This window comes from Gimesia aquarii, assembly GCF_007748175.1.
Taxonomy (GTDB): domain Bacteria; phylum Planctomycetota; class Planctomycetia; order Planctomycetales; family Planctomycetaceae; genus Gimesia; species Gimesia aquarii_A.
Genome location: NZ_CP037422.1, coordinates 1,373,575 through 1,400,464 on the forward strand (window position 1 = coordinate 1,373,575; position 26,890 = coordinate 1,400,464).

The following is a 26,890-nucleotide window of genomic DNA, read 5'->3' on the forward strand; positions in this document are numbered from 1 at the left end:
AATTATATCTACGAAAGGCACCTGACAAGCGTTGGATAATGGTGACAGCGAACACAAAAGACGAGCGACGTTTCAGAACGAAAAACCTAACTCACAAAAAGCGGGGTTACTGTGCAGATGTGGTGAAGAACAATCTACAGAACCTTAAACACAGGGTTTAAGGTCAGAGGGGAATTCACGATTAGCCTACAATAATCAATGCGGTTGGACGGGATTGTTTTGACTAAGGATTGCTAATTCAGTTTTGAAAAATTAAGTGCAAACTTCGACTTGATCTATGTAGACATTGACAACTTGTGATAAACAACTCGTATCTTACTTTTTCTGACGCAAGAATTTCTTCTGTGGTTGCTTATTGAAATTACGAATTTGATTGGGAACCTGCGCGTGCATTTCGTCATACATTTTTTTTAGTCGCGCTACGACTTGCGGATTTTGCTTTGCGACATTGTGTTGTTCAGCGGGATCGTCTTTGAGATTGAACAACATCATCGACGCTGGCTGATCGCCACTCACCAGTCCTGGGAATTGGTTGGGCATGGCTTGTTCATAAGGGGCGATAATTGTGACCCCATCAGGACCCCGTGGATCAATCCAGTCTTTACTTTGGGTTTTGAGTGCCCGACGTAGTGATTGTTTGACATGTAGTTTCCACGGGCCACTGCGAATAGTAAATAAAGCGTTTCCCTTCATGGAGTACAACGCAGTGTGGGGAGAATCCGCTTTCTCTGTTAGTACAGGAAACAAATCTTTTCCGTCAATAAGTCGGTCCGTTGGTAGTTTTATATTTGCCTGTTTTAAGATAGTGGGAAAGATGTCAATCGATCCACATACAGTGTCAATGACTTGTTGAGGGGGAATTTTGCCTGGCCAGCGCGCAATCATCGGTACGCGTAGCCCCCCTTCCCAACTTGTTGATTTCATTCCAGAGAGACCTGCTGTATGACCACCATACCAGGGACCATTGTCTGATGTAAAAATTACGAATGTGTTCTCATCGAGATTCAATTCTTTGAGAGTTTTGAAAATCTCTCCTACGCTCCAGTCCAGTTCGGCGATGACGTCTCCATACAGACCTACCCCACTCTTTTTATAGAACGCTTCTGACGCCGCAAGAGGCTTATGGGGCATGGCGTGTGGTAGATACAGAAAGAAAGGTTGTTTCTGGTTTTTACGAATAAATTTAAGAGCACGGTTTGTATAACGTTTCGTCAGGTTGGCTTGAATCACCGGATATTCAACCACTTTTTCGCCTTGAAATAAATTAACAGGGCGCATGTCATTTGAGTAGAGAATACCGAGGTAGTCATCGAATCCATGTCGCGTGGGATAAAATTGTGGATCATGTCCCAAGTGCCATTTGCCTACACAGATCGTGGCATAGCCATTCTCTTTCAACAACTCGCTTAGCAAAAGCTCACTTTTGGCAATTCCGACTCCACTCCGAAACCGTCCTCCGTCAGGCGCCGGGTTAAACCAAACACCATGCCGCCAGGGATAACGGCCTGTTAGCAGCGTTGCCCGCGATGGCGCACAATAGGGAACAGGCACGTTGAACTGCGTTAAGCGTGCCCCTTCAGCCGCCATCTGATTCAGGTTGGGAGTTTTAAACCGCGGGTGACCATAACATTCCAGATCACCATATCCCAGGTCGTCCGCAAAAATAACAATGAAGTTCGGTTTTGACTTTGGTTCAGCACCAAGCAGAGCCTGTTGACAAAACACAATCAGGCATACGAAACTAAAGAATGTTCTTTGAACGCGTATCACAATGGTTTCCTGCCTGATTGGGAATCGAGGATATCAAGTTTAGAACTTCAAAATCAAATCAGCGGTTCATGCCATTTAACCGAGCGGAAATGGTTCCGGCTCCAGCATGAATGGGAAAACCCGAATTGGCTCACCCATCGTTAAATCATCGGGATAACGAAGTTGAGCGGCGCGGTCAGCTGCAAATTGCAGCTTCGTTAGTTCGAGTCCACAATAGTGGTCAGCGTTCGATTCTGCTGCAACGTCTGCAAAGACTTCACCAGCGGAAGCAGCGTGACGACGCACGCCATGGATACTTCCTTCTCGAACTTTGATACCCGCGGCGGAAAGCTTCACTAATCCTTTGAGGAACCGACCAGGAATAGAATCCGGGCCACATACTCTCAGCAGGCGCTCCCATTCATCATGGGCTTCCCAATAGAATCCCAGATTGAAATAGTCGATGGCATTCAGGTAATTACGATGTTCAACCCAATTATCTTCGGTCAGAGCTTTAGGGGGTTTGGGTTTATTACCATAGCTGTGACCTTTTGGATCGCGGTAAGGATGCGGCAGATTTTTACCGGGAACAAAAGTATATTCCGGTAGCCGGGATGAAGGTAATAAACGCACAACTTCAGCAACAGGATAAACCATCCTTTTAAATCTCCAATTTCTCTTCAAATAATTAGGTAAATGTTTCTCAGGCGTTTCAGCAACAAAAGCTGAGGTAACGGTATTGAGTGAGTCTGTCTGGTTAGACCAAACCTGATAATTTAGCCAAATCTAACTCATTTATTCATAAGAGGTTCCGCAACGATAGCGCCAGAAACCTCATTGATTTGGGTTCTCCCCCCATTTCCATATTGGGGTGGCTCTTTCTGGGCTCAAAGTGTAGGCATTTCATTTAATGCAGTATTGAGCAAAGGGGGTAGGAAACTGAAAAACGAGCCACTAAAGCCTGTTTTACAAGCCTTTCTTTCATGGATCCATCATATACGAGCTTTTTAGAACATAAAGAGCAGATTTGGGATTTTGGGCGAATTTCGAGAATTTCCCTATTTTCCAGTTCTAATCAGGTGAAATAGCGATGAATTATCGAATTCCAGGGATTCCGATTGAAAGATTCTGGCTTCATTGGGGACGACAATTACGGTTTGAGGTTTGAATCTCCAGCTTGTTTCTGCCGGGCTTCTTCTGCACGTATTCTTCTGGCGGAAATACTCCGAAATTCCCAGGGTAGTTTACTGTTTTCGGGTAGTGAGTCCAGCACATTCCTGAGTTGTGCGTACGATTCCAGGCTCACCTTGTCTGTTTTAGTCCGGTTGGAATTTGCGAGATTATGCAACTCCAGAGGGTCTTCTGAAAGGTCATAAAACTCACCCGTCGAGTAGAGCTTAAAGCGTTGGTCTCGAACCACTCTCTGTTTGTAATATTGTGTCAGACACCAGGGACGCCAGGGAGTTTTGAGAGGCTGATTCAGAATTTGTGGTGCAAATGATCTCCCATTGATCTTTACTCCTTTGGGGAGTGGGGCCTTTGCCAGATCGGCTAATGTCGGAAGCACATCGGACACGTCAATCAGGTCATCGCTGATGCGCTCACCGCCGACGAGCTTCGGGCAATTCACAATCAATGGCATATTGATCCCCTGCTCTTTGAGAGAATAAATTCCTTCTCCAGAGACTCGACCGTTGATGCGACCTCCCAGGCTCTGTTCTGCGTTCTGATCAGTTCCATTATCGGTTCCATTATCGGGAACAATGAAGAGAATTGTATTGTCACGAATTCCCAGTTCATCCATCGCTGTGACTAATCGACCAATCAAGTAGTCAGAGTAATTTAGCATCCCGGCAAACTTTTCGCGGGGCGTTAACTCTTTCCCCAAATTATGTGGAGTCGAGACAACGGGGATGTGAGTGAGAATCGCGGAATAGTACGCACAGAAGGGGCGATCCCGGTGTGTTTTCATATATTCGATCAGATAGTCAGTAAAGATATCAGGACCAAATTTCCCTTTTGTCTCCATTCGCTGACCGTTTTTGATGACATACGGATCCCAGTAACGCTGTTTATGTGCCGGATGCCCTTTTTTCCCTTCCGGGAAGATGCAATGTTCTTCAAATCCATGTTTTTTGAGCGCATCTTTCTGAGCGGGATCAAACAAATCATTGATCTGCCATTTACCTGAGATACAGGTATGATAGCCGGCGTCTCTGAGGATGCGCGCAAAACAGACTTCCCGGTCCCAGTCGAAATATCCGCCGCCATAGATCGCCGGGTCATGATGCGTATGCCAGCCAGACTGGAAAGGATAGCGGCCTGTCAGCAACATATGTCGTGTAGTGCTGCAGACTGGAGTCACATAACAATTCCGAAATCGTAGTCCGTTATAAGCCAGATGATCGATATTCGGAGTCTGGTTTTCCTGGCTGCCATAGCTGCGAAACCAGTCTTTTCCCACATTATCGAGCAGAATAAAGATGATATTAGGGCGATTGTCTGCTTTCGCTTTTGCTGCAAACAGCATCGATTGCTGCATAGGGAATAGACAAAAAACAAAACAAATCATTTGAATCAAAAGTTTCATAGGGATCTCATTTGCAATGTCGAATACTATTTTTTCTATTCCAAATTTTCCACCGGCGCTACTGCCGCCGATTGCCCCCGCATTTTCTGAATTTCAGGAATCACTTTCTGGGTTGCGATATACCAGGCCATTCCTAAGAGTAACAAGAAACCGATACCTGCGAAAATATTCATTAAAACACCATTACGATGTTCGCCCATCACTTTTTTACTGCCGGTTAACAAGAGTAGTCCACCTGCAGCTAACGGTGCAGCTACGACTGTGACTGCCTGTGCCGCTACGATTGCAGCAACAGGACGAATTCCTGATTCGATGACGTAGAGGGCGACAAACATTCCTGTAAGTAAAACGACGGCTGTCAGTATACGTGTCGATTTGTGTTGAGGTGTGCTACCTAATCCCAGGCTGTCTGATAAAATAAATCCACCAATCATCGAGTTTACAATGAAGGACGAATAGGCAGCAGAAAACAAACCGATACAAAATAAAACTTGTCCTTTTTCGCCAAACAGGGGCTTCAAAGCGTTTCCTACATCACCGACCCCTCTAAGATCTTGTCCTCTAAGCACGGCAGCTGCGGTGGACATAATCATGATCGTGATTAAGGCCATAATGCCGGCACTGACACGGGCATCAATCCGACCATCTTTCAGGTCTTTTACTGTCCAGCCTTTGAACCGAGCCAGATAGGATTGGTAGAAGGCGGCAGTGATGACAAAAGTTGTACCAACAAGCCCCAGGAGAGAAATATTAAGAATCGAATCGACACCATTCCCACCAGAACCGGGAATAATTCCTTGTGCCATTTCCAGCAAATTCGGTTTCGCAAAAAAGAGATTGATAGCGAAAGACGCCAGCATGAGACCAACAAAAACAGACATCAGACGTTCGATGAGTTTATAGAGGTTCTTAAAGCCGAACAAAAATGCAATTGAGATCGCGTTGAATATTACAATGCCGTATTTAAAATCAGTGTAATTTTCGAGGGCCGAGTGAACACCCAGATTATTCCCAAACTGATAGGCGGCAGAAATGAAAAAGACGCCACATCCTATTAACACAGTTAATGGTCTGCCAACCTTTTGAGCTAATAATGTACAAGTTGATTCATTGGTTACCGCTCCCAGCTTTGCGCCCAATGAAGTATAGATGAGCATGAAGATGACCGAGACGAGTACAACCCAGATCATGCTATAGCCATGCTCGGAACCAAGCTTGGAACTCGTCAAAATGCTGCCCGGGCCAATCACAACACAGGCGGTTACTAATCCAGGGCCAATTCGCTGCCACCAATGTGGCCTGACAGTTGTCGATTGTTCTTCAGTCACGTTACCGGGTATCCTTAGGGAGTCACTCATAGTGTGTCAAATCAAAGCTCTATGATATTTATTATGCGAATCCTGCTACGATTCACAATCCATTTGCTCGTTTGTCCGGTTTTATTTTGGAAACAGTCGGTGTACCATTTAAGATGAAATCTTAGTGAGACTAAAATGATTCTCGTTCACTCGCTCAATTTGAACTGGCTGATCAAAGCCACATCTATAAAAAATAAAGGGTAGCAAAGTGAAATGTCTATGGAATTTACTCTTATTAACAGGAGTAATGTCAGGCCTCGTGCTGGAATCGGTGTCTGCTGAACCGAAACAAGCTGCCGCTTCTCATCATCAGCCTCCCAATTTTATTGTCATCTTTTGTGATAATCTGGGCTATGGTGATATCGAACCCTTTGGCTCTACCGTCAACCGGACACCCTGTTTAAATCGAATGGCGAGAGAAGGTCGTAAGTTTACCCATTTCTGTGTGACCGCCGGTGTCTGCACTCCTTCTCGTGCTTCGATTATGACGGGTTGTTATTCTCAACGGGTTGGTATGCATTGGAATCCCCGCGATGGTCAAGTTCTACGCCCGATTTCTCCCTATGGTTTACATCCGGACGAGATCACTGTGGCGGAAATTTTGAAAGACAAAGGTTACAAAACCGGGATGATCGGGAAATGGCATTTGGGTGATCAGCCCCCGTTTCTCCCTACGGCACAAGGTTTTGAATACTTTTATGGGATTCCTTACAGTGATGACATGACTCAAGCTGTTGGCAAACGACTCGGAGAACGGTTTGAAGGAAATCAATGGCCTCCCCTGCCTGTGATGTTAAATGACAAGGTTATCGAAGCAGGCGTCGATCGCAATTTGTTAACTAAACAATATACCGAGAAGGCAGTCGAATTTATTGAGCAGAATCAAGATCAACCATTCTTTCTCTATTTTCCTCAAGCAATGCCAGGCAGTACACAAAAACCTTTTTCCAGTGAAGCTTTTCGTGGCAAAAGTAAAAATGGTCCCTGGGGAGACAGCATCGAAGAACTCGATTGGTCAACCGGACAAATTCTGGATAAGCTTGTTGAGTTGGGCATCGACCAAAACACGCTTGTCATCTGGACGTCAGACAACGGCTCGCCAATGGCCAGGAACATGGCCAGCACCGAGCGAGGTACCAATAATCCATTGCACGGTCGTGGATACACGACGGCGGAAGGAGCGTTCCGTGTGCCAACAATCATGTGGTGGCCGAAAACGATTCCCGCGGGAACGGTTTGTGAAGAGCTAACGACGACCATGGATTTACTGCCTACTTTTGCACATCTTTCAAAGGCAAAAGTGCCCACGGATCGGATCATCGATGGTCATGATATCCGTCCACTCATGGTCGGCAAAGCAGGTGCGAAAACGCCGTATGATGTTTTTTACTATTATGCAATGGATCAGTTACAAGCAGTGCGTAAGGGGCCTTGGAAACTTTTCCTGCCTCTAAAAAATTTCAGTCGCCATCCTCACTTTAAAAAGGGAGAAAGCTCAAAACCACTTTTGTTTAATGTGGTGACCGACATTAGTTCCGAACACAATGTGGCTGAGCAACATCCGGAGATTGTGAAAGAACTGATGATTCTAGCGGAAAAAGGCCGCGCTGATTTAGGCGATACAAATCGTCCTGGCGCCAATCAACGAAAACCCGGGAAAATTGAGAACCCCCTGCCACCCACGCTTGAAACAACGTCTAGAAATTAGTCATTCCCAATAGCACTTTATTCAGGCAGCTTCCAATTTTTTTACGATCGTGCATTTTTAAAGAATAGAGAATTCATTCATGTCTCCTCATGAAGTTGATTGTCACACCGTCAAACAAAAAATCGATGCAAATCATGAATTTATCTTACTCGATTGTCGGGAACAAGAAGAATATGACTTAGTCAATATCTCAGCATCCCGACTGTTGCCTATGAGTGAGATTCAGCAGCGTGTATCGGAGTTGGAAGTACATCGCTCAGAAGAGATTATTGTCTACTGCCATCATGGTATGCGTAGTTTGCAAGTGACTAACTGGTTGTTGCAGCAGGGCTTTGCAAATGTCAAAAGCATGCAGGGAGGAATTGATGCCTGGTCCTGTGAAATTGATAATTCGAAAATACGATATTGAACGACGATATGGAAGTTGCCTTGTTCTGTTGATATAATTTGTTGATCAACTTTGAGTATTCACCCATTGTCTCTACTTGGAAGTTTGGTATGTCATACGACTACGCATTATTTCTCTATCCGATTATCGCAGGCTTGGTTTTCAGTTCTACCGCACAAAAAGTGGCTGCAGAAGAACCACTCGTTTTTATCTCGGCGTTTGCTCCTGGTGATAAGGGAGCTATACATGCCTATCAATTGAATCCTGAAACTGGGGAATTGAAACTGGTACAGCGGACAACCGATGTCGAACATCCTTTTTTTCTGGCAGTTTCACCGGATAACAAATACCTATATTCAATTCATGCACCAGGAAAATTTGGCGGTAAAGAAAACGAATATGTTGCCGCTTACGAATTGCTTGGTCGCACCGGAAAATTGAAATTACTGAATCGACAGTCTTCTTTGGGAACGGCCTCCTGTTATTTGGATATTGATAAGTCAGGAAAAGCAGTCGTCGTTGCCAACTATTCATCGGGTAGTGTGGCATCTCTGCCCGTCAAAGAAGATGGTTCGTTAGAAGAAGCGGCCTCGTTTATCCAACATACCGGTTCGAGCGTCAATCCCGCACGTCAGAAAGAACCGCATGCACACAGCATTGTTGTCAGTCCCGATCAGAAATTTGTTTATGCTGCAGATTTAGGCCTGGATAAGGTATTAGCTTATGCGCTTGATCCCAAAACAGCCAAGCTTTCGGAAAGTCCGCAACCGTTTGTGAGAACACTTCCCGGTGCCGGTCCTCGACATCTGACATTTCATCCCAATGGAAAACACCTTTATGTCATCAACGAACTAAAGAATTCCATCTCTGAATTTGATTATGATCCCAAAACTGGAACGCTCATTGAACGTCAAACAATATCCACAGTGCCCGAAGATTTTGAAGGCACAAGCCATACTGCCGATTTGAAAATTACGCCTGATGGTCGTTTTTTGTATGGTACGAACCGCGGGCACGACAGCATTGCAGCGTATCGGATTGATGATCAAGGGCAGTTGACTCTATTGGGAATTGAACCAAGCCTTGGCAAAGGCCCACAAAACCTGGCGATCACGGCAGACGGCAAATTCCTACTTTGCGCGAATATGCCCGGCAATAATGTAGTGGTATTTCGAATCGGTAAAGAAACTGGTGGCCTGACACCCGTAGGCGAGCCAGTTTCAGTGCCAAGTCCGTCCTGTATCATGATTCGTTAAAGCAACGTTGTGATTCTGGAAATAATACGCCATTGACAAACTGGGTTCAGGCAGGATGTTTACCTTCCGTTTTGGAAGCAGATTCGTCATCATCAGCGTGATTGAAATCATATTCATCCATCAAGGTAGAAGGACAGGTTTCCTCTTGCTCACATTGTTTGCAAATAATGTGAATCAGGTCAGCTCCTGCGAGTTTCAACTGATTCTTCTCGCAAAGTTGATATAGTTCTTTTAGGTGTGTGCAAACCATGATTTGTCTACTCCTTTTTATTGTACCGTCAAACAAATTAACGTTACTGGAATCCCGATTATGGGATGATATCAAAATTGAACTCCATTACCTTTATTTTTATGTATTTGCACTTGAGTGTGCAATAGCAATCGCATTCGGGATTATCAGAAGCTTTCACTTATTTTGCATGAGTAAAACATGAATCAACCAGACCATCCATGGACTTTCCTGCATGTTAATGACAGCCATATGGGAACTCCCCGTTCGTATCGATTTCGGCCTGCGATCAACAAACGCTGGGCAGCGATTAAGCAACAAATTGCTGCCATTGATGCTGATTTGCTCTTACATGGTGGTGATCTCACCCGTGACGGAGACACACATGAGTTTGAATATCAGCAAGCACGCGAAGATCTGGATACACTCCCCTTTCCCGCATTTGTGATTCCCGGAAATATGGATGTAGGCAACAAACACGCCTCTCAAAACGGTATAAAAAATCGTTGGGACCCATTGGGGTTAGGTTGGCATGATCCCGATTTGAATATGACAGCCCAGCGTCTGGACCTGTTTAGCGCCTATTTTGGCCCGCTTCAATGGTCGTTTCGACATCGTGATGTGCGATTCACCGGTTTTTATGCTGCCGTCGCAGGCACGGGGCTCCCACACGAACGACGCTTCTGGCAGATGATGGAACGTTTGCCCCAACTTCCGCCAGCAAAGCACCATGTGGCTGTAATGCATTATTGGCCGTTTATGGAACAACCTGACGAACCAGCATGGGATCTGACTGATGGAGATCAGTATGACAACTGGTATTTTTCGATTGATCCTCCACACCGACAGCGGCTATGGGAAATTCTCAAAGCATCCAAAGTTGAAATTCTATTTTGTGGGCACGTTCACACAGGGCGTCCCGTTCAAGTCGTCGATAACATTCGCGTATACCGCACACAGGCTGCTGGTAATACAGGACAATTGTCTGAACGCTGGCCGGATGCAGATACTCGATTTGGCTTTCATCGCTGTGATGTGAGTGAAGCAGGTATCGACGTGAAGTTTATTTTAGGCAACGATCAATGTGAAGAATTTGGTACGTTCGGTCCATTGGGACATCCCCCTGTGAATGAACGTGATTACTCGGTTGCACAAGAAAAACCACCCATTACCCCCGATCCAGTACACTGAGTTTTAAACGAAAATGGAGTGACTTGTGAAAGCTTCGGTTTACATTGCCACCAGTCTGGATGGTTTTATCGCCCGAGAAAATGGAGAACTCGATTGGTTGCCCGGCAGTGATGGGCAAAGTGATCCTAATGGGGAAGACTATGGCTATCACGAATTCATGGATTCGGTCGATGCTCTGGTAATGGGGCGTAACACGTTTGAATTAGTACTCTCCTTTGGAGAGTGGCCTTATGGATCCAAACGGGTGATCGTGCTCAGCAGCAAACCGCTTCCAATTCCGAGCCACTTGCCTCCTACGGTAGAGTCGACATCGTGTTCCCCATCTGACTTAGTACAGAAGCTTTCAGATGAGGGGCTACAGCACTTATACATTGATGGTGGTAAAACAATTCAAAGTTTTCTGAAAGCCGGTTTGATACAAGAACTGATCATAACTAAAGTTCCTGTTCTGATTGGGAGTGGCATTCCTTTATTTGGACCTTTGGACAAAGACAAAAAATTACAGCACATCGAAACTCTTACATATGAAAATGGATTTGTCCAAAGCAGGTACGAATTGGTGAAGTAATCAGGATGACTTGTCTTCCTTGAATTTTCGATTAATTACTTGGAATTTTATGTCACACATCAGTTTTCTAATATAATATATTTTCTCTCAAAGCTTCTCGAATCGTTCTCAAGTCCCAACCCTGTCGAAATTGAAAACTCACTCATCATTGACACATTCGATTTTCTTCGAAAGGAATAGCTCATGTTCATTCGTCTTATTGTCATGACCATCATTTTCAATCTGTTAGCAGAAACCACTTTGTTCGCAGAAGATCACGCCGACGGTAAAAATACCGAACTTCTTAAGGCCGTTGAAATTTTGGATACCGCTTTTGAAAAACAGGATGACGCTACGATACGAAAGTTGATCGATCCCAACCATATTTCGATTGCTCCCTCCTATCAGTTCTTTAATCGAAAAGATCAGTTGAAAGCATTGCCAGAACTGAAAATTACGTTGTTCGAAGCAGAGCCTAAAAAGATTTTGCACGTGACTCCTAAAACTGCATTAATTACATATAAAGCAAAATTGGCGGGAACCTATGCCGGGGAGAAATTACCCGCCCGCGTACAGATTCTTGAATCATGGGTAAAGCGTAAGGGAAAATGGATAGAAGTCTCTTACCAGGAAACTCCGTTACCATGAAGTTATTGCAGACAATATGTTGAATTCGAAGAGAGAGGTCCAGAACGGGCAATACCACATCATCTCTGAATTAACAATCAGAGTTATTTTTTGCTGCTTCTTTCATCCAACCTTGCAGCATGTCGCGCAATAGTGACAGTTCACGAAAGAGTTGCCTTTGATCTTTGTTAGCATGTTCGAAACACCACGGCCCACGAAAACCGGCATTCCAACCAATCTCGAAACAACGTTTTAGATCATAGAGAGAATGCTCTCCCCTGGGGCCCATCGTACGAGCTTTGAAATCACAGGTAACGGCGATGGGAAATGTTTTTTCCAGTCCGGCGTAACGTATGGGATTACTGTCCCAGTTTCCTGTATCGGGGGACGCTGCAACATTGCCACCGATGGCTTTGACTAACTTCACAACTGATTCCGGATCATTTTGCATCCAGCCATAATTTTCTACCAGCAGTTGCACATTACGCTCGGCTCCATATTCACACAATTCCCGATAGCTGGCAACGTGAATTTTCATATCGGGACGTTTAACAAGAGGTAAGGGGCGTGCCCATTTCAAACCCAGATGTGCAGCAACATCGATCGATTTTTTATAGACAGTGAGTGCTTTATTGCGCGTTGTTGCATCGATACTGTCCATATCCAAATTGCGCTGGTTCATCTTTAAATTGGTGAGAATACAACCTGCTTTTTCCGCTGCGTCTCGAACCTGATCAAGATACTTTTGATCGGTCTTAGCCAGAGTAGAAGTGTTGAGGTCAATCACAGTCATCCCCAGTTCATTTCGTAGAATATGAGGAAGCTCCACTAGTGTAAATTTTCCCTTTGCCGGGATTGATGACATCTGATAGGTCAAAGAAGAAGTGGTGATCCCAAGCGCTTTGTCGAGAGGATTCACTACCTGTTGTTTACTTTGAGCTTCTGATGTTTGGGAACTGGTTCCTAAAGCGCCAGAAAGGAACGTGGCAGTACCAGCATGTATAAAACGTCGTCTGGATAGTTCCATGTGCGCTTCTCCGGTTCGAACAGGTAATGGGCAATTAAGGTATTAGACTGTAATATCCATGATTACAAGGTTGGAGAAACAATGAAAGGTTTTAGTCATAAAGATGAAATGTGGTAAGGATTTCAACTTATACGGGAACCCTCAATCGAACAAAGAATTTTGACGCTTTTGATTTCCATAGCGTTCCAGATAACCGTCGACGCTGAACTTTCGCGCGGTGTTTTTACTGCTCATGTAGCGAATTTTGCCGAAGATGGGACGCTCTGGTCCCCAGGCGCGGTCATAACGTCCCAAACACCAGAAGATGCCGCTATAAGAATTGGGATTGCGACCGTCCACTGCGTATTTGTTGTTGAGGTGAATCATGATTTTTAGTGCTTCTTGCGGTGATTCCGACCAATGGATGATTTTTTTTCCCCATAACATCCTCATATAGTTGTGCATGCGGCCTTCAGTTACGAGTTGCATTTGGGCTGCATTCCATAGTGCATCGTGCGTCTTTGATTTTTCAAATTCTTCTAATGTATAGCAGTACTCTCGTGGATCTCTGGCATGATTTTCAAGAGTGGTCTGAGCCCAGTCAGGCAGTGATTCGTATTGGTCATAGTCTTCACGCTGCCAGCACATATTATATCCTAGTTCGCGCCAGGTAATCAGTTGATCGAGATAAGCTTCGGCTGTTTCACTCATGCCCCACCAGCCAGCACGTTTTCCCGTTGCCTTTTGATCGCACACTTGCTCAACCGACCATTCTTCCTGTTTGATGATTTGATTAAAAATGTGGTGTGCGGAAATATGTCCAAAATGCAAATAGGGAGAGAGACCGCTGGTGACTTCCTCTTCAGGCAGGTTACGCTGCTCAATATAGTGATCGAACTGTTTGCTGAGAAAGCTGGTTAGTGCCCTTTTAGCGGCCACTGCTCCCCCCTCAAAGGCAACAGATCCAACTTCATGGTCGATTGGTAACTTCGTTAGAATCTTCGAAGTAGTTTGTAAGCTTTTTGCAGATATCGGTTTCCAACGGGCACGAATCTCGCTGGGAATGTTTTTTAAGTTTGGTAATTTCTTTCCTGCGAGTGGATTCGCCTGCGGCTTGTCTCGCAAATATTCAGGAAGTTCGTTGTGAAGAAACCGGCGAAACGCGTAGGCTGTTGGGTAAATTTGTGGGGCCGCCCTCATCGGTAATAAACCGTTTGAGTCAACGGCTTCCACGACTACTGGTAAACGAGGGGCAACCTGCCTCAACATCTTGGGAATAAAGAAACATGGGAAATCATCAGTAATAATGGCACAAGCTGTTTTTGCCAGTGCTTCCAGCAGCCCTTTCCCGTGATCTAGTTCTGGTTCAACGTAGCAATAATAGGTTGCTGTCGAGTCTTTAAAACGCTCCTGATTGACAGACATTCCTTCTAAAACAAACTGATGAATGCGGTCGCATGCCCATTTGTATCCACATCTCAGAGCTTCAAATACAAGCAGCGGTTTGTTTAATTGTTCGCAAACTTCAACAGCACGCTGCAAACTGAAATTATAGTCCATACGCCGATTGGCAATCATCCAATACAAAACATAGTCGCCGTTCGTGTTTATGGGATGCTTGTTAAGTCGTCTTAGTCTAATTTCAGGGACATTTATTGAGCTCAATGTTATTCCCAGCGATAAACGGATAAGTCTTTCAAGGCACGAACAAATATTTCGTTGCCACTGACTGCGATGTGGGCCCAGGAATCATCGGCGATTTTACGGCGGTCAATCAAATCGAACTTTTCGGGTTTGGCTCGAATCAACAGCAGATCACCTTTTTGATCTAACGCCAGAATCTTTTCACCATCGGTAACACAACTCCAGTACTTACCGAAAGGAGTGGTTGTCCAACGATCTTTGCCGGTTTCAAGATCGATGCAGGTAAAACGCTGGTTTCGCAGATGAAGATAGGCGTGACCGTCAATGATAATAGGTGAAGACATATAAGCTTGTGTCTTATTTGTCCAGGTTTCAGCCAGGTTCCATCCTGATTCATTTTTCGAAGTTGTAAATAGAAATGAGCCACCACCATAGCTACTGGTGAAGACTGAGTTTTTATAGACTGTAGGGGTCAGAATATTCATGCCACGAAATGCAGGGATTTTCTGGCTCCAAAGGATCTTGCCATCTTCGGGGTCGATGCCAGCTAACTTAGTTCGAGTCTGTACGATGAGTTGAGGCTCACCATTTAGTTGTGCATAGTATGGTGAAGAGAAAGCGCTGCCAAACATGCCTCCACCATCATCGAGTACACGCCATTGAATCTCACCAGAAAGTTTATCAACTTTACACAAACCACCTCCAGCTTGCACAAAAACATGGTCGCCGATTATGAGGGGTGAAGAAGCAAATCCAAATGCGGGAAGATTCGTACCTAATTTTTTAACGAAATCCAGTCGCCAGAGTTCTTCGCCGGAATCAGCATCGAGGCAAACCAGCACATCACGAATGCCAGCGACATAGAGGCGTTCACCGTCAAAAGCCGGCGTGGCGCGAATCCAGTCACCATTTGCTTTTGCGAAAAAAGGAACAGTCATCGCGCCTTGCCAATCTTGCTTCCATAGCTCTTGCCCCGTTTTGCGATCCAATGCACGAACGACCTCATTTTTCTTATCCTGAGTTTCAGTTACGAAGACTCGATCAGCATTGACAATAGGACCTGAATAACTGGGGGACAGCTTGACTTGCCAGATTTGTTTCAAGCGGTTTTCTGACAGTGATTCGGGTAGTTTTATTCCTTGAATGAAACCATCGCGACTGGGGCCTCGCCACTGCGTCCATGAACTTTTGACTGGGTCTGCACCAACTAGGGGAGTATTCTTAGGAACGAGCAGCAGTATGAGACAAGTCGTTAACAACAGATTCTGTTTCATCATCGTTGTTTGTTTCTCCCTATTTAGATCTCTTTTTTTGAGTGATTCGAAGCCCTAAGAATCATTCATAAGCAACATTGGAGGGGTATCTGTCATAGAGTGTGAAAATAAATACTATAATTTTGCATGCAAATTGGTATGGAATTTTTTTCCAATGACTGGTATTTCATCACTACTATTTAACAGTAGATTTTAGACGTTTTCAGTGATTCGACCACTTTTTATTAGAAAACCGATTGAATTAATTGGATATTAATATCGTTTTGATGCTCCAACATTCACTATTGAGATAGTTCTGTAAAATATCCAAAGTCTATTTAGAATCCGAAGTTAGTGGTTATAATACGAAATCTGTAAATCATACCGTGGTAGAAAAAAAGAGGAGTGGGATAGAGTTGTTTTTTAGTACGTTAGTTCGTTGAATGTAATGGAAGGATTCCGGAATTCTCATTCTGGAAGATAACCAATTTTTAATGACTTTGTTTGCTCTAAATTCTTCACTAAGATCGCTTCAACTCTGAGTAATAAATATGGCAGACGAACAATTCTCGGATTCTATTTTCTCTGACGTTCCACGAGATCTGACTGGGGGGTTAGTCGTCTTTCTTGTGGCGTTGCCTCTTTGTTTGGGAATTGCACTGGCTTCCGGAGCTCCCTTATTCTCCGGTTTGTTAGCCGGGATTGTTGGTGGGCTTGTTGTCGGGTCTATCAGTGGCTCCAGTACTAGTGTCAGTGGGCCGGCAGCAGGATTGACAGCGATTGTTATCGCACAGCTTGCTGCTTTGGGGTCTTTTGAAGCTTTTCTGTTAGCCGTTTTTATCGGTGGTATTATTCAAATTGGACTGGGGATCATCCGAGCTGGATCACTATCAGCGTTTTTTCCTTCAAGTGTGATCAAGGGCTTGCTGGCTGCCATTGGTGTGATTCTCATTCTGAAACAGATCCCCCATGTGCTGGGGCACGATACCGATCCGGAAGGGGAAATGTCGTTTTCTCAGCCTGATGAGCAAAATACCTTTTCAGAAATCCTCACGGTTATTGCAGGGGATATTCATTTTGGAGCTGCTGTTGTGGGGCTATTTTCGATCGCCTTGCTGGTAGTGTGGGGACGAGTTCGATTCTTAAAAAATTCGCTGATTCCAGGACAGCTGGTTGTTGTATTGCTTGGTGTTCTGCTTCATATATTTTTTCAAAGTCTAGGCAAACCCTGGGCGATTGGAGTCACTCATCTTGTCCAGATTCCTGTTGCTGAATCTGCTAATGATCTTTGGACTTTTTTCCAGTTTCCTGATTTTTCACAGTGGAATAATCCGGCCGTTTATTTCGGGGGTATTACCATTGCCATTGTGGCTTCGCTTGAAACGTTGCTAAATCTGGAAGCGGTCGACAAGCTTGATACGTTGAAACGCAATTCACCACCCAGTCGAGAGCTGGTAGCGCAGGGAGTAGGAAACATTGTTTCGGGCCTGATCGGTGGACTCCCAGTGACTTCTGTGATCGTGCGTAGTTCTGTTAACGTAAGTGTTGGCTCGAGAACCAAACTGGCCACCATTTTTCATGGTATACTGCTTTTGGTTTCCGTTATGTTGTTTCCCATCTACTTGAATATGATTCCGCTTGCCGCGTTGGCTGCGATTCTGTTGGTTACAGGGTTCAAACTTGCAAGCCCGGCCTTATTTCGCCAAATGTTGAAGGAAGGTCGTTACCAGTTCATACCGTTTCTCGTAACGCTGCTCTCTATCGTGTTCACAGATTTGCTGGTTGGTATTTTGATTGGGTTGGCTGTCAGTGTCTTGTTTATCCTTAACAGCAATCTTCGCCAGCCGATTCGGCGGATTGTAGAGACCCATCTGGATGGCGATATTCTGCATATCGAATTGGCAAATCAGGTTAGTTTTCTGAACCGTGCAGCGCTCAATAGACTATTCGATGACGCACAACGCGGCACTCATTTGCTGATTGATGCTACTGGGACTGACTATATCGATCCTGATATTTTGAGTTTGATCCAAGAGTTTAAATACAATATTGCGCCAACACGAGGTATTTCAGTGAGTCTGCGTGGGTTTCGTAAAAGGTACCAATTGCACGATGAAATACAATTTGCAGACTTCACGACACGGGAGTTGCAAGATCGCGTTACGCCGGAACAGGTTCTCGAAATTTTGCGTGAAGGCAATCGACGTTTTTACACCGGCAATCGACTTTCACGAGACTTTGGACGGCAAGTTAATGCCACAGCTGGAGAACAAAACCCATTAGCAGTTGTGCTAAGTTGTATTGATTCTCGTGTACCCGCTGAATTGGTTCTGGACTTGGGGATTGGGGATATTTTCAGTGTTCGTGTTGCCGGAAATGTGATCGGTACGAAATCACTGGCGAGTATCGAATATGGAGTGGGGGTCGCTGGTGTCAAACTGGTTCTTGTATTAGGGCACACACGTTGTGGTGCGGTGAAGTCTTCGCTTGAACTTTTAGCAGAAAATAAAGATGTTCAACAAACAACAGGTTGTTCCCATCTGGAAGCAATTATCAACGAGGTCGAACATTCTACGGACAAAGAAGCCTGCAAACGCTTAAATGATATGAGTCCAGCAGATCGAGAGACATTCATAGATGATGTCGCCAAGCAAAACGTTCTCAGGACAGTGCATGAAATTATAGAACGCAGTGAATCGATCCGAGAAAAAATGGATGCCGGGCTGGTGATGGTTGTTGGTGCGTTATATGACGTGAAAAGTGGAGAAATGGAGTTTCTCCTGGAGCAACCACCGGTGAGAGAAACACAAGCTTCCTAACTTGAAAGCAGGATTTCAAGTTAGGAATGGATAAAACTAGAACAAAGCAATCGTTAATTATATTTTTTTGCGATTTCTACTTATTCGCGTAACGCTATCTCAAACATTGCAGCACTATACGATGCTTTTCCCTGTTTGATTTCAATCTTCCCCTTCACAGGAATTACTGTAGATACTGGCTTTTGCTTGCGTTTAATCGTTAAATGAGGAGTGGTGCAAATCAGATCGCCAATTGTAATTTCAATCATAGGGCCTTGTTTTGTTTGAATTGAACGCAGAATTGCCATCTCACTCTCGAAGAACCCTTTTTGATTTCCTTCCGACACCGAAAAACAGGTAATCGTAAAGAGACAGACTAACGCACAAATGATCGTTTTAAAATGAAACATCATCGAATCCCTTCTTTAATTTTTTAATACTGCTCAAGCAGCAAGAACAAATGCTGTTAAATAAACAGAAATATCATCCCTTGAATATTGCATATGGATCTTAAAGAGTTTGCGGCTAGTAAGAAATGGATTTTTCTCCTTTATCAATAAACAGTCAATAACTAATGTATTTCCAAAAGCCTGTTTGGTTTTACTTAAAAACGTCTGCCACTGATTGGGAAATCTCTAATTTAGTTGACTTAATTGTTCAGAGTTACCATCAATAATAGCCTCATGAAAGCGGCTTTCATTCATTGGTGTACTACGCAACATGGAATCGAAGGCTTTTGCTGCCTGCACATAATCCCGGATAGAAGGGGCTTTGAGTTCCTTAATGTCAGTTGAAATTATATCACGATCCTGAATATTTGGTTCAATCGATTTAAAATGTGAATGAATTGCAGGTGGAGGTGATGTCGCGATCGAAAATCGTTCATAGTTTTTTTCTATCGTCGACCTCCATTCTTTTGCAGTTGCATAGATGGGAATCCCATAGTTACTACGATTGTTTTGGAGGTGTTTATGATAATCTGCTATGAAAACGATCTCTCTTACGTTCGCTTCGAGTGCAGAATCGATAATTTGTTTCTTAACGGCATAAGTGTCTCCATCTTTACTGAATGGACCATCATCCGGTAACAATCCATTTACAGAAATGATCACAACTGTTGCCTGAGGGTCGTGTGAAATGGCACGTTCAAACTGATTTTCCGCATCAGTTTTAAATGTACCTCCATGTTGTGTGCATTGCAGGTTTGCATCGAAATCGGCATCACCTCCTATTATTGAAAAACCGCGATGGAATGCACGGGCAACACATGGATTGTCTCGCATCTCTCGAATTAATACGTCATTAGAAGTCGTAATTCGAACATTCTTTCGGAATGAAGCGATTGCTAAACCGGCGTAAGTACAACTTGAACCATCGGGAATGACTACATTGTCTCCATCTCGGACGATGGATGCTGTTCCATTTGCTCGAACTTTAGAATTGGCGATTAGTCTCCCGACAAGTTTTTTCTCGAGTTGCCTTTCATAAAGCTGAGTGCCATATCGAGAAGCAGTGGAATAGATTCCGAGAGGTTCTAAAGAATCCAAATGCCATTGCCACCATTCTTCTACCGATGTTTTTAGGAATTCATCGACTGTCTGACCAAATCGATCCGCGGCGATTTGGCCTATTTTATGATGCCTTAAGACTTCACCAAATGGATGAAGTCTGCGTTTTGAAAGATCGTAGGAGACATCGAGGAAATTATTGAATGTTTGGGAGCGTGAGATGTGACTATGTTGCTCTGTTAAAAGCTTCTTATACTCTTCCCAGTTTATCTTTTGTCTTTGGAGTAAAAAATTTCCGAACTGCATTTGATCCTCCTTGTGACCTCCCTGAGCAGTGGTATTTTTCTTTGTTGTAGAAGGTCTTAATAAATGTGGTGCATTTTACCTCTGGTATTACTAGGTATGGTTTGGAAGTGGTTTCGGTAATGGAACGATTTGAATGGATGAGTGCTTGTGGAAAGTAGGTATGCACACTGATATTTCCACGAACAGATAGTTGTCACTTTTTCATCCCGGTTTCCAGCTTACTTTTTATGAGTAAAATGTCAAATAATTTTTTTTAGAATAGTTTAGATATGTGTGAGACTAGAGGGAATATGGTAAAGAGAACAGGTCGTTTTATAGTTAAATCGTAGGACTCACACCGACCCTAAGAGGCTAATCTGAAAGAGTTTTAGATTGACTCAGAATGACGTTAATATTCAGAAATTTTTTTTACTGTAGGCAATAGACCTCAAGAGAAATTGAATAGTGTAATTAGTATTTTTGTTTCAGTTTCGAGTATGTTATCGGACTGCTGGTCACCAATTAAATATCTTTCGATGTCCATTAAAGCAGATCGAGAAATATTTGATTCCCAGTTCAATTTTGATCTCATAACGTGGGCTCTTCCAACGCGGGGATTCAGTCTCTGATCTAACTTCGGGTAATAATCCGACTACAAACTCCTCTATATATAAACGAATCGCAAAAAGATCTTGTTCTGTGTTTTGCTGTTCGATCTCGGAGGGAATATTCAGATACGCATCCCGCAATAATTTCTCAATTTCCAGTTCGGAATCTGTTGCCACCTGAATTGTGTGAATCGGTTTTCTCATAGCACAGTTTCTCGACTGAAAAAGAAAACTCAATTTGTAACGTCAGGATTCTCTTGACTCTTAGATTGTGCTTTCGCTTGTAGTTGTTCCAGCACGTTAGGGCTGGTGACTTCTTTGGGTATTTGCTAGAACACTTCACTGTTATCATATGAGTCATGTCAGGTCTGGGGAGGAGATTCAGATGATGTTTCCGCCTGCTTTTCGAAATTCTACAGAGCTTCTCAGGTGAAATAACATTGCTGCAGAAGCCGTTTCTGGTTGTCTTTTTTGTAGTGCTTCTAAAATTATTAAATGTTCTGCGTAGTCTCGCCGTAACAGTTCAGACGAATCATCTGAGATTTCATATGTCAGTCGTTTGAAACTCATACACTTGCAAATCGACTCGCTAAGAGGCAGGTTTCCAGAAGCACGTGCGATCGATGTATGAAGTTGATAATCAAATGCATGTGCTTTGGGAATCCAGTCAGGTTGTGTCGTTGGCTTAGCAGCTTTTCCATGCTCCGATAGCAATGTCAATGTTTCGGGAGTCAACCGTCTGGTCGCCTGTAATACGGCGTGAGGTTCAAGTAGTAACCGCATTTCATGAATATCAACGAGCCAGTGTTCCGCTCCCTCTGCGACAACGGCCCGTTGTTGTGGAACCTGGGTCACAATGCCATCAGCGATTAAGCGTTGTAAAGCCTGGACGATGGGGGTTCTGCTGAGCCCTAGTTTATCAGATAATTTCGTCGTTTTTAGCACGGTGCCACTCGGAAGCATTCCCCTGACAATTTGCAGCAGAATTTGGTTGTATGCTGTTTCGACGAGAGTCGAGGTCTCTTGGGGGATTTCACGAGACAGATTCAAAATGTCCGAGGGGCTCTGGTCTGACTGATACTCCGAGGTGTTCATACAGTATATTTCCTGTGAAATATGAATTCATTAATTGATGTCGAGATTGACTTGGTTTCATTGTATGTGTAATTATAATAGTACTGCTTTGCTGAAAATACGAATGACTTAACAAAAATCTCCTTTTTTAAGGTTTGAAATGAGTTCATTTTTAGTGATTAACAGTCATAAAGAGACTTATCCAGGGAGAGCAACTAAATTCGTATAAAAATTTTTTAGTCCTCAAATTTATTAGATTTCTTAAAAATATGCAAAAGCACGCGTTTTTTTGCATCATTCTCGAAAGGGCACGTTCGAATGAAAGACCTCGTATACCCGTTGATGTTGATAACAAGCTGTCTAATTAATTTCACACCCACTTCCCTTTTGGCTGAAGAAGATGCATTGATTGGCCATTGGCGGCTCATGGGAGATGTGAAAGATCAGTCGGGTTTTCATAACAATGGTTTGAATCGTGGTGTGCTTCTCAAACCTCATCATCCAGCGACATTTAATGGGGAGTCAGCTTACATTGAAGTACCGCATTCCAAGTCTTTGGCTTTAGGAACCGGTGAATTTTCCATCTCTGTGAATGTGAATACAAGGGCAGACTTAGGAGATGTCATTGGCAATGTACTTAGTAAATATGACGCCCAGAATCGAACAGGCTTTCAACTCTGTATCAAAAATAATGCGGGAGTTACCAGCAGTCAATCCAATAACCGCCATCTTCAGTTTGGGATTGATAATGGTAAGCTTGATGCAAAGTGGACTGACCACGGACAGTTGGGGGATGCCATCCTGGTTTTCAGCATGGCCGTTTATGATGGAAAACTCTTTGCGGGTACTTGCGTTCCTGGCAAGGATGCAGCAGGTCGTGTTTTTCGATTTGATGCGGATCAAAAATGGATCGACTGTGGTGCACCCGATCTGTGTAACTCGGTCACTTCGCTGGCTGTCTTTAACGGCAAACTCTATGCCGCCACGGGTAAGTATCGACTAAGAGGCTCCTCCTTAACAGAATCAGAAAACCCGAATCTGGGAGGTAATGTCTATCGTTATGAAGGCGGCAGTAACTGGGTGCATTGCGGTAAATTACCAGAGGTCGAAGCGATCAATGGCATGGTCGTTTACAAGGGAAATTTATACGCTTCTTCGATGTATGCCCCTGCTTCGTTTTATCGTTATGATGGTGGAAAACGCTGGACTTCATGTGGCGTTTTTGATGGCAAGCGTGTGGAATCTTTGGCAATCTATAATGGGAATCTCTACGCTTCTGGCTATGATGAAGGAGCAGTTTATCGTTTTGATGGGAAAAACTGGTCACATGCCGGGAAAGTAGGCAAGTCGACTCAAACCTATGGATTTGCTGTTTATGAAGGAAATCTCTATGTAAGTGAGTGGCCACACGCAGAAGTGTATCGCTATACCAGCGATAATCAATGGACACTCGCAGGTCGATTGGGTGAAGAAAAAGAGAGCATGCCGTTGGCCATTTATAATGGCAAGATGTATGCAGGTTCGCTTCCACTGGCTGAGGTTTATCGTTATGACGGTGGAGTCGACTGGACGAATACTGGTCGACTGGATTTCACTCCGGATGTACGCTACCGTCGGGTTTGGTCAATGGCCGTGTATCAAGGGCGGCTATTTGCAGGTACCCTGCCTGCAGGACGGGTGCATTCGATCGAAGCAGGTAAAAGTGCGACTTACGATACCGCTCTCAAACCAGGCTGGCGGCACATCGTAGCTGTTAAAGGAAAAGACCGACTCAAACTATATGTCGATGGCAAGTTAGTGGCAACGTCTTCTCAATTTGACCCCGCCGATTATGATTTGTCGAACGGTAAACCGCTGAAGATTGGCTTTGGTTCACACGACTATTTCAACGGGAACATGAAAAATTTGCGACTCTATCAGCGTGCTTTGAATATTGACGAGATTTCAAAATTATATCAGTCAAATAAGTAATACCATTTCGAGCAATAAAAAAGGAGCCATCTGATTTCAGATGGCTCCTCGTCTTTTTAAAGTCACAAGCGTGTGTTATTGAATTCCGTAGCGACGACGTAAATCATTCTCTAGCTGCGGCACACGGCCTTGTTCTTTAATCCACAATTGTTTTAGAGGATAGGTTTCAGGAATAGGCAGCCCTTTCAGATCATGAATGTAACGCCAGAGTATGATGGCCTGTAGCCCTTCCTCTATCGCCAGATCTTCGCTCAATAGGCTGGGGTATTTGTTTAATACCTTTGCATATAACTGCATGCCTTTCTCAAGTTCTGCATTCGCTTCATCGAACTTACCACTGCGGAAGAGCTGTTCACCATCATAGATTGCCTTGTGAGCGTCGATGGTTTCTGTTTCCGATTCAGAGAGCGCCCGAGTTCGCCAGAAGCGATAATTGGACGTATCCTGGTAACGATTCGTCCAATGTCTTACATCGGCTTCGGTAATATTCTCATCTCGATTCGCGAGATCCTTGATGTCGTCTTCGGTCCATTCTAATACGATAGGACCTTTGGGAGTAATGAATTCTTCTCGACCAAAAATAGTGGTCCAATCTTTGAATCCTTGTGCCCAGGCATCAGTTCGCTGTTTTCCAAACGTTCCTTCCCGCTGCATGGCATTGGCGTAATCGAATTGGGCGTGCCAGGGAGAAGCACGGAACAACATACGCATTTGCAAGTGTTGCTTATGCTTCAACTCTTTTTCATTTGCCAGCAGGAAGTGCTCTTTGGCGACTTGGTAATTGTCCAGGCGTTCGGGATTGATTTCCGGATCAGGGCCGTTTTCATATCGTTCTGTATCAGGATCGACTTTATAGAATTTTCGGAACAGTCTCCATTCATCGGAACGTCCTACTTTTTGCCCATGCAGGTTTGCGACTTTCCAGTCAAGTTCGGGGAAGCGTTCGTTGCGTCGAACACCTTCATTCAAAAATTTAATACCTTCCTTAACCCAGAAATAACGGTCTTCTACGGCATCCCATTCTGCAGAAACATTATAGGCCAGATTCCAGCCCTGAAAGTCCCAGACTTTCATGTAGTGAGGTTGTAACAAGATGATTGAATCTACGGTAGAACGGAGCTTAGCCCATTCTTTTCGCTTTTGATAATCATTGGCATCCATCCACAACAGGTTTGTAGCAATGCCCCGTAGTCCCAATAAGACAAAATTCATGGAAGCACTGGAAGGGTCCACATCGCCTAATGTGCTTTCACCGAGTTCATGTTTAACACGTAGTTGTGCAAGTTCACCACCAGAGCCTTCTTCACCTGTGGAAGGCATACCGAGCCAGATGACAGGGATTAGCAATACGATAATGGCAATGACATACGCAAGTTTACGGTGTTTGGAAGTGAGTTTGTTCATTTCGCCTCCAATTCGCGAAGCTTCAAGCTGTAAAAAGAAACAATTAAACAAGGAAGAAAATAAGCTGCGGTTGTGATAATGCCCGGCAGTAAGGCGGCATTCCAGGACACATCAAAACCTTTGATCACGTATTCGCGCATATTTGAGAAGATGCCAAAGTTCGGAATAACCTGCTGACAGAGCCAGAGAAAATTAATAATACCGGCATCAACTAATTCAATGATAAACTTCACGGAGCCATCTGGAAGTGCTGTTTGCGAATTCATGTGGGTAATCAGACGGTACCAGGCTTCGATGGCTCCTGCTGCCTGCATTTGACCACTGAGAATCTCATTCATGTATTCTTTGGACATAAAGCCAACCAGCACTATCGTCAGAGTGGTCAGAATCGCGACAGGACCTTTTACAAAACAGCTAATGGTCACTCCCAGCATGATGACGAGCACCATTGGTAACCAGATTCCAAAAACAGCTTTTGAGTAGCCTGCCAGGAACGCACGGTCCGGAGTACGAACAAAGAGGTCGGGCCGGGCCATTCCCAATAATTGTCCTGCCTCCAGACACTGGACTTCAACGGTCAGGTTTCCATCTTTGTCAATTACATCGTTGAAGATATCCAGTTCTTCTCCGGAGTTCCCTTCCGGATTGTCATACTTGAGTTTCCGATTAATTTCCAGAACGTTATCTGAATACTCTTTATTGATTAATGGTCGAGAGGGGACTCGCAGATTTTTATCTTCATTCACAAAAATGAACTGGTAGAGAATCCCTCCCTTTTCCATGTTCCCTTTGTGCGTTCGGAATGCTTCAAACGAAGACTCCAGGACTAGCTTGTCGTTAATCGCGTCACTTTCGTCGATTCCTGCAAATTTATAAATCGCACGTGCTTTAGTGGCCCCTTCAATATAACTTCGGAAATCCCAGATATCCCCTACGTTAAGACCCGATGATGTGGGAGCTCCTTCACGATCGGTGAAAGAAATACTGCCATAGACGGGAACTTTGGAAACCAGTTTGTATTGCGCGCTCTTCGGAACCTGGCGATTGATCCAGATGTATCCAATGGTTCCCATGACAACGAGGATAGCGCTTCCCAGAAGCGTAAAGCCCAGCATTCTACCGATGACAATTTCAATGCGATACGCAGGCTTAGTCACGACGGTATGAATGGTTCTCCTTTTAATGTCTTCTGGCAGAGACCAGCATGCCAGCAGCAACATGATTGGGATTACGAGCCAACTGATCGCTTTGAGAACGAAATCAATGTAGGACTGGACTTGTAAGTCAGGTCTATCAGCAGTACCAGAAAGAAACCAACCTGCGAACATGAAGAGTACTGCAAAAATGATAAAGACGAACAGGATTTTTTGCCTTAAAGCCTCGCGAATCGTTAAAACTGTCAGCGACCAGACACGACGACAGGAAACATGCGTGATTTGCACAAAGAAATCGAGTATGGCACGAAAGACGCCCGTGAAACCTTTGGCTCCCCGTGTGAGAGTGCCCACGATCAAGCAGACAACAATTGCGATGAGCATCGCGCTGCCAAATACAACGAGAAAATATTGAAAAGCACCAAGCAGGTCGTATGGAATAGGATCAAAAGACATAGTGATTTACTTCTGTGAATAACATCTCATAGGAAATGATGCTCTTCTGTTTTGATCAGTTAGAGCCAGAGTTAATAATCTTGAGT

General features: G+C 44.2%; 22 protein-coding genes. 8 read left to right on the forward strand and 14 right to left on the reverse strand.

What is annotated here, in order from left to right; genetic code table 11:
• Nucleotides 1–315: 315 nt before the first annotated feature.
• From V202x_RS05595 to V202x_RS05610, 4 genes are all read right to left on the reverse strand, one after another.
• Nucleotides 316–1,770: a sulfatase gene (locus tag V202x_RS05595; protein ID WP_145171994.1), complete on the reverse strand. Its 1,455-nt coding sequence runs from the start codon at nucleotides 1,768–1,770 to the stop codon at nucleotides 316–318.
• 75 nt (nucleotides 1,771–1,845) lie between these two features.
• Nucleotides 1,846–2,406 (reverse strand): DUF309 domain-containing protein, encoded by a 561-nt coding sequence (locus V202x_RS05600; protein ID WP_144983624.1) that lies wholly within the window; start codon nucleotides 2,404–2,406, stop codon nucleotides 1,846–1,848.
• Between the two features lie 493 nt (nucleotides 2,407–2,899).
• Nucleotides 2,900–4,339, reverse strand: a complete 1,440-nt coding sequence (locus V202x_RS05605) for a sulfatase-like hydrolase/transferase (RefSeq protein WP_145171996.1) — start codon at nucleotides 4,337–4,339, stop codon at nucleotides 2,900–2,902.
• Between the two features lie 35 nt (nucleotides 4,340–4,374).
• Nucleotides 4,375–5,667, reverse strand: coding sequence for an Nramp family divalent metal transporter (locus tag V202x_RS05610; RefSeq protein WP_197993245.1), 1,293 nt, complete (start codon nucleotides 5,665–5,667; stop codon nucleotides 4,375–4,377).
• Nucleotides 5,668–5,944: 277 nt separating this feature from the next.
• Between V202x_RS05610 and V202x_RS05615 the strand changes: the two genes are divergently transcribed.
• From V202x_RS05615 to V202x_RS05625, 3 genes are all read left to right on the forward strand, one after another.
• On the forward strand, nucleotides 5,945–7,405 hold the full coding sequence (locus V202x_RS05615; protein ID WP_145172000.1) for a sulfatase: 1,461 nt from the start codon (nucleotides 5,945–5,947) through the stop codon (nucleotides 7,403–7,405).
• Between the two features lie 79 nt (nucleotides 7,406–7,484).
• Complete coding sequence (locus tag V202x_RS05620; protein WP_145172002.1) at nucleotides 7,485–7,814, forward strand: rhodanese-like domain-containing protein; 330 nt, start codon at nucleotides 7,485–7,487, stop codon at nucleotides 7,812–7,814.
• Nucleotides 7,815–7,903: 89 nt separating this feature from the next.
• Nucleotides 7,904–9,049: a lactonase family protein gene (locus tag V202x_RS05625; RefSeq protein WP_145172004.1), complete on the forward strand. Its 1,146-nt coding sequence runs from the start codon at nucleotides 7,904–7,906 to the stop codon at nucleotides 9,047–9,049.
• 46 nt (nucleotides 9,050–9,095) lie between these two features.
• Here the strand turns inward: V202x_RS05625 and V202x_RS05630 are convergent, their stop codons facing one another.
• On the reverse strand, nucleotides 9,096–9,299 hold the full coding sequence (locus V202x_RS05630) for a hypothetical protein (protein WP_145172006.1): 204 nt from the start codon (nucleotides 9,297–9,299) through the stop codon (nucleotides 9,096–9,098).
• A 180-nt stretch (nucleotides 9,300–9,479) separates the two neighbouring features.
• On the opposite strand from V202x_RS05630, the gene V202x_RS05635 reads away from it, so the two are divergent.
• The 3 genes from V202x_RS05635 to V202x_RS05645 all read left to right on the forward strand — a co-directional run bounded on the left by V202x_RS05635 (nucleotide 9,480) and on the right by V202x_RS05645 (nucleotide 11,664).
• Complete coding sequence (locus V202x_RS05635; RefSeq protein WP_145172008.1) at nucleotides 9,480–10,469, forward strand: metallophosphoesterase family protein; 990 nt, start codon at nucleotides 9,480–9,482, stop codon at nucleotides 10,467–10,469.
• 25 nt (nucleotides 10,470–10,494) lie between these two features.
• Nucleotides 10,495–11,037, forward strand: a complete 543-nt coding sequence (locus tag V202x_RS05640) for a dihydrofolate reductase family protein (protein WP_145172010.1) — start codon at nucleotides 10,495–10,497, stop codon at nucleotides 11,035–11,037.
• A 183-nt stretch (nucleotides 11,038–11,220) separates the two neighbouring features.
• Nucleotides 11,221–11,664, forward strand: a complete 444-nt coding sequence (locus tag V202x_RS05645; protein WP_145172013.1) for a nuclear transport factor 2 family protein — start codon at nucleotides 11,221–11,223, stop codon at nucleotides 11,662–11,664.
• A 70-nt stretch (nucleotides 11,665–11,734) separates the two neighbouring features.
• On the opposite strand, the gene V202x_RS05650 is transcribed toward V202x_RS05645, so the two are convergent.
• The 3 genes from V202x_RS05650 to V202x_RS05660 all read right to left on the reverse strand — a co-directional run bounded on the left by V202x_RS05650 (nucleotide 11,735) and on the right by V202x_RS05660 (nucleotide 15,570).
• Nucleotides 11,735–12,670, reverse strand: coding sequence for a sugar phosphate isomerase/epimerase family protein (locus tag V202x_RS05650; RefSeq protein WP_145172015.1), 936 nt, complete (start codon nucleotides 12,668–12,670; stop codon nucleotides 11,735–11,737).
• 141 nt (nucleotides 12,671–12,811) lie between these two features.
• Nucleotides 12,812–14,314, reverse strand: coding sequence for a deoxyribodipyrimidine photolyase (locus tag V202x_RS05655; RefSeq protein WP_232098867.1), 1,503 nt, complete (start codon nucleotides 14,312–14,314; stop codon nucleotides 12,812–12,814).
• A 2-nt stretch (nucleotides 14,315–14,316) separates the two neighbouring features.
• Nucleotides 14,317–15,570, reverse strand: a complete 1,254-nt coding sequence (locus tag V202x_RS05660; RefSeq protein ID WP_145172017.1) for a PQQ-binding-like beta-propeller repeat protein — start codon at nucleotides 15,568–15,570, stop codon at nucleotides 14,317–14,319.
• Between the two features lie 527 nt (nucleotides 15,571–16,097).
• Here V202x_RS05660 and V202x_RS05665 point away from each other — a divergent pair.
• A complete protein-coding gene (locus V202x_RS05665; protein ID WP_197993246.1) occupies nucleotides 16,098–18,365 on the forward strand; it encodes a bifunctional SulP family inorganic anion transporter/carbonic anhydrase in 2,268 nt (755 codons plus the stop codon).
• Nucleotides 18,366–18,445: 80 nt separating this feature from the next.
• On the opposite strand, the gene V202x_RS05670 is transcribed toward V202x_RS05665, so the two are convergent.
• The 4 genes from V202x_RS05670 to V202x_RS05685 form a co-directional block, all read right to left on the reverse strand.
• Nucleotides 18,446–18,757 (reverse strand): hypothetical protein, encoded by a 312-nt coding sequence (locus tag V202x_RS05670; RefSeq protein WP_145172021.1) that lies wholly within the window; start codon nucleotides 18,755–18,757, stop codon nucleotides 18,446–18,448.
• Between the two features lie 222 nt (nucleotides 18,758–18,979).
• Complete coding sequence (locus V202x_RS05675; RefSeq protein WP_145172023.1) at nucleotides 18,980–20,158, reverse strand: hypothetical protein; 1,179 nt, start codon at nucleotides 20,156–20,158, stop codon at nucleotides 18,980–18,982.
• 494 nt (nucleotides 20,159–20,652) lie between these two features.
• Nucleotides 20,653–20,949: a hypothetical protein gene (locus V202x_RS05680; RefSeq protein WP_145172024.1), complete on the reverse strand. Its 297-nt coding sequence runs from the start codon at nucleotides 20,947–20,949 to the stop codon at nucleotides 20,653–20,655.
• A 177-nt stretch (nucleotides 20,950–21,126) separates the two neighbouring features.
• The gene (locus V202x_RS05685) at nucleotides 21,127–21,840 is read right to left on the reverse strand and encodes a GntR family transcriptional regulator (protein WP_145172026.1); all 714 of its coding nucleotides are present in this window, start codon (nucleotides 21,838–21,840) and stop codon (nucleotides 21,127–21,129) included.
• Nucleotides 21,841–22,137: 297 nt separating this feature from the next.
• On the opposite strand from V202x_RS05685, the gene V202x_RS05690 reads away from it, so the two are divergent.
• The gene (locus V202x_RS05690) at nucleotides 22,138–23,790 is read left to right on the forward strand and encodes a LamG-like jellyroll fold domain-containing protein (protein WP_145172028.1); all 1,653 of its coding nucleotides are present in this window, start codon (nucleotides 22,138–22,140) and stop codon (nucleotides 23,788–23,790) included.
• A gap of 75 nt (nucleotides 23,791–23,865) precedes the next feature.
• Here V202x_RS05690 and V202x_RS05695 read toward each other — a convergent pair whose 3' ends face one another.
• Complete coding sequence (locus tag V202x_RS05695) at nucleotides 23,866–25,194, reverse strand: hypothetical protein (protein ID WP_144983676.1); 1,329 nt, start codon at nucleotides 25,192–25,194, stop codon at nucleotides 23,866–23,868.
• Nucleotides 25,191–26,804, reverse strand: coding sequence for an ABC transporter permease (locus V202x_RS05700; RefSeq protein WP_145172030.1), 1,614 nt, complete (start codon nucleotides 26,802–26,804; stop codon nucleotides 25,191–25,193). Before V202x_RS05700 ends, V202x_RS05695 begins: the two co-directional genes overlap by 4 nt.
• Nucleotides 26,805–26,890 lie beyond the last annotated feature (86 nt).

Bases quoted from the DNA above. Each gene is read 5' to 3' on its own strand.
- V202x_RS05600 (WP_144983624.1), bottom strand. From the start codon at position 2,406: ATGGTTTATCCTGTTGCTGAAGTTGTGCGTTTATTACCTTCATCCCGG.
- V202x_RS05605 (WP_145171996.1), bottom strand. From the start codon at position 4,339: ATGAAACTTTTGATTCAAATGATTTGTTTTGTTTTTTGTCTATTCCCT.
- V202x_RS05615 (WP_145172000.1), top strand. From the start codon at position 5,945: ATGTCAGGCCTCGTGCTGGAATCGGTGTCTGCTGAACCGAAACAAGCT.
- V202x_RS05620 (WP_145172002.1), top strand. From the start codon at position 7,485: ATGTCTCCTCATGAAGTTGATTGTCACACCGTCAAACAAAAAATCGAT.
- V202x_RS05625 (WP_145172004.1), top strand. From the start codon at position 7,904: ATGTCATACGACTACGCATTATTTCTCTATCCGATTATCGCAGGCTTG.
- V202x_RS05630 (WP_145172006.1), bottom strand. From the start codon at position 9,299: ATGGTTTGCACACACCTAAAAGAACTATATCAACTTTGCGAGAAGAAT.
- V202x_RS05635 (WP_145172008.1), top strand. From the start codon at position 9,480: ATGAATCAACCAGACCATCCATGGACTTTCCTGCATGTTAATGACAGC.
- V202x_RS05645 (WP_145172013.1), top strand. From the start codon at position 11,221: ATGTTCATTCGTCTTATTGTCATGACCATCATTTTCAATCTGTTAGCA.
- V202x_RS05650 (WP_145172015.1), bottom strand. From the start codon at position 12,670: ATGGAACTATCCAGACGACGTTTTATACATGCTGGTACTGCCACGTTC.
- V202x_RS05660 (WP_145172017.1), bottom strand. From the start codon at position 15,570: ATGATGAAACAGAATCTGTTGTTAACGACTTGTCTCATACTGCTGCTC.
- V202x_RS05665 (WP_197993246.1), top strand. From the start codon at position 16,098: ATGGCAGACGAACAATTCTCGGATTCTATTTTCTCTGACGTTCCACGA.
- V202x_RS05670 (WP_145172021.1), bottom strand. From the start codon at position 18,757: ATGATGTTTCATTTTAAAACGATCATTTGTGCGTTAGTCTGTCTCTTT.
- V202x_RS05675 (WP_145172023.1), bottom strand. From the start codon at position 20,158: ATGCAGTTCGGAAATTTTTTACTCCAAAGACAAAAGATAAACTGGGAA.
- V202x_RS05680 (WP_145172024.1), bottom strand. From the start codon at position 20,949: ATGAGAAAACCGATTCACACAATTCAGGTGGCAACAGATTCCGAACTG.
- V202x_RS05685 (WP_145172026.1), bottom strand. From the start codon at position 21,840: ATGAACACCTCGGAGTATCAGTCAGACCAGAGCCCCTCGGACATTTTG.
- V202x_RS05690 (WP_145172028.1), top strand. From the start codon at position 22,138: ATGAAAGACCTCGTATACCCGTTGATGTTGATAACAAGCTGTCTAATT.
- V202x_RS05695 (WP_144983676.1), bottom strand. From the start codon at position 25,194: ATGAACAAACTCACTTCCAAACACCGTAAACTTGCGTATGTCATTGCC.
- V202x_RS05700 (WP_145172030.1), bottom strand. From the start codon at position 26,804: ATGTCTTTTGATCCTATTCCATACGACCTGCTTGGTGCTTTTCAATAT.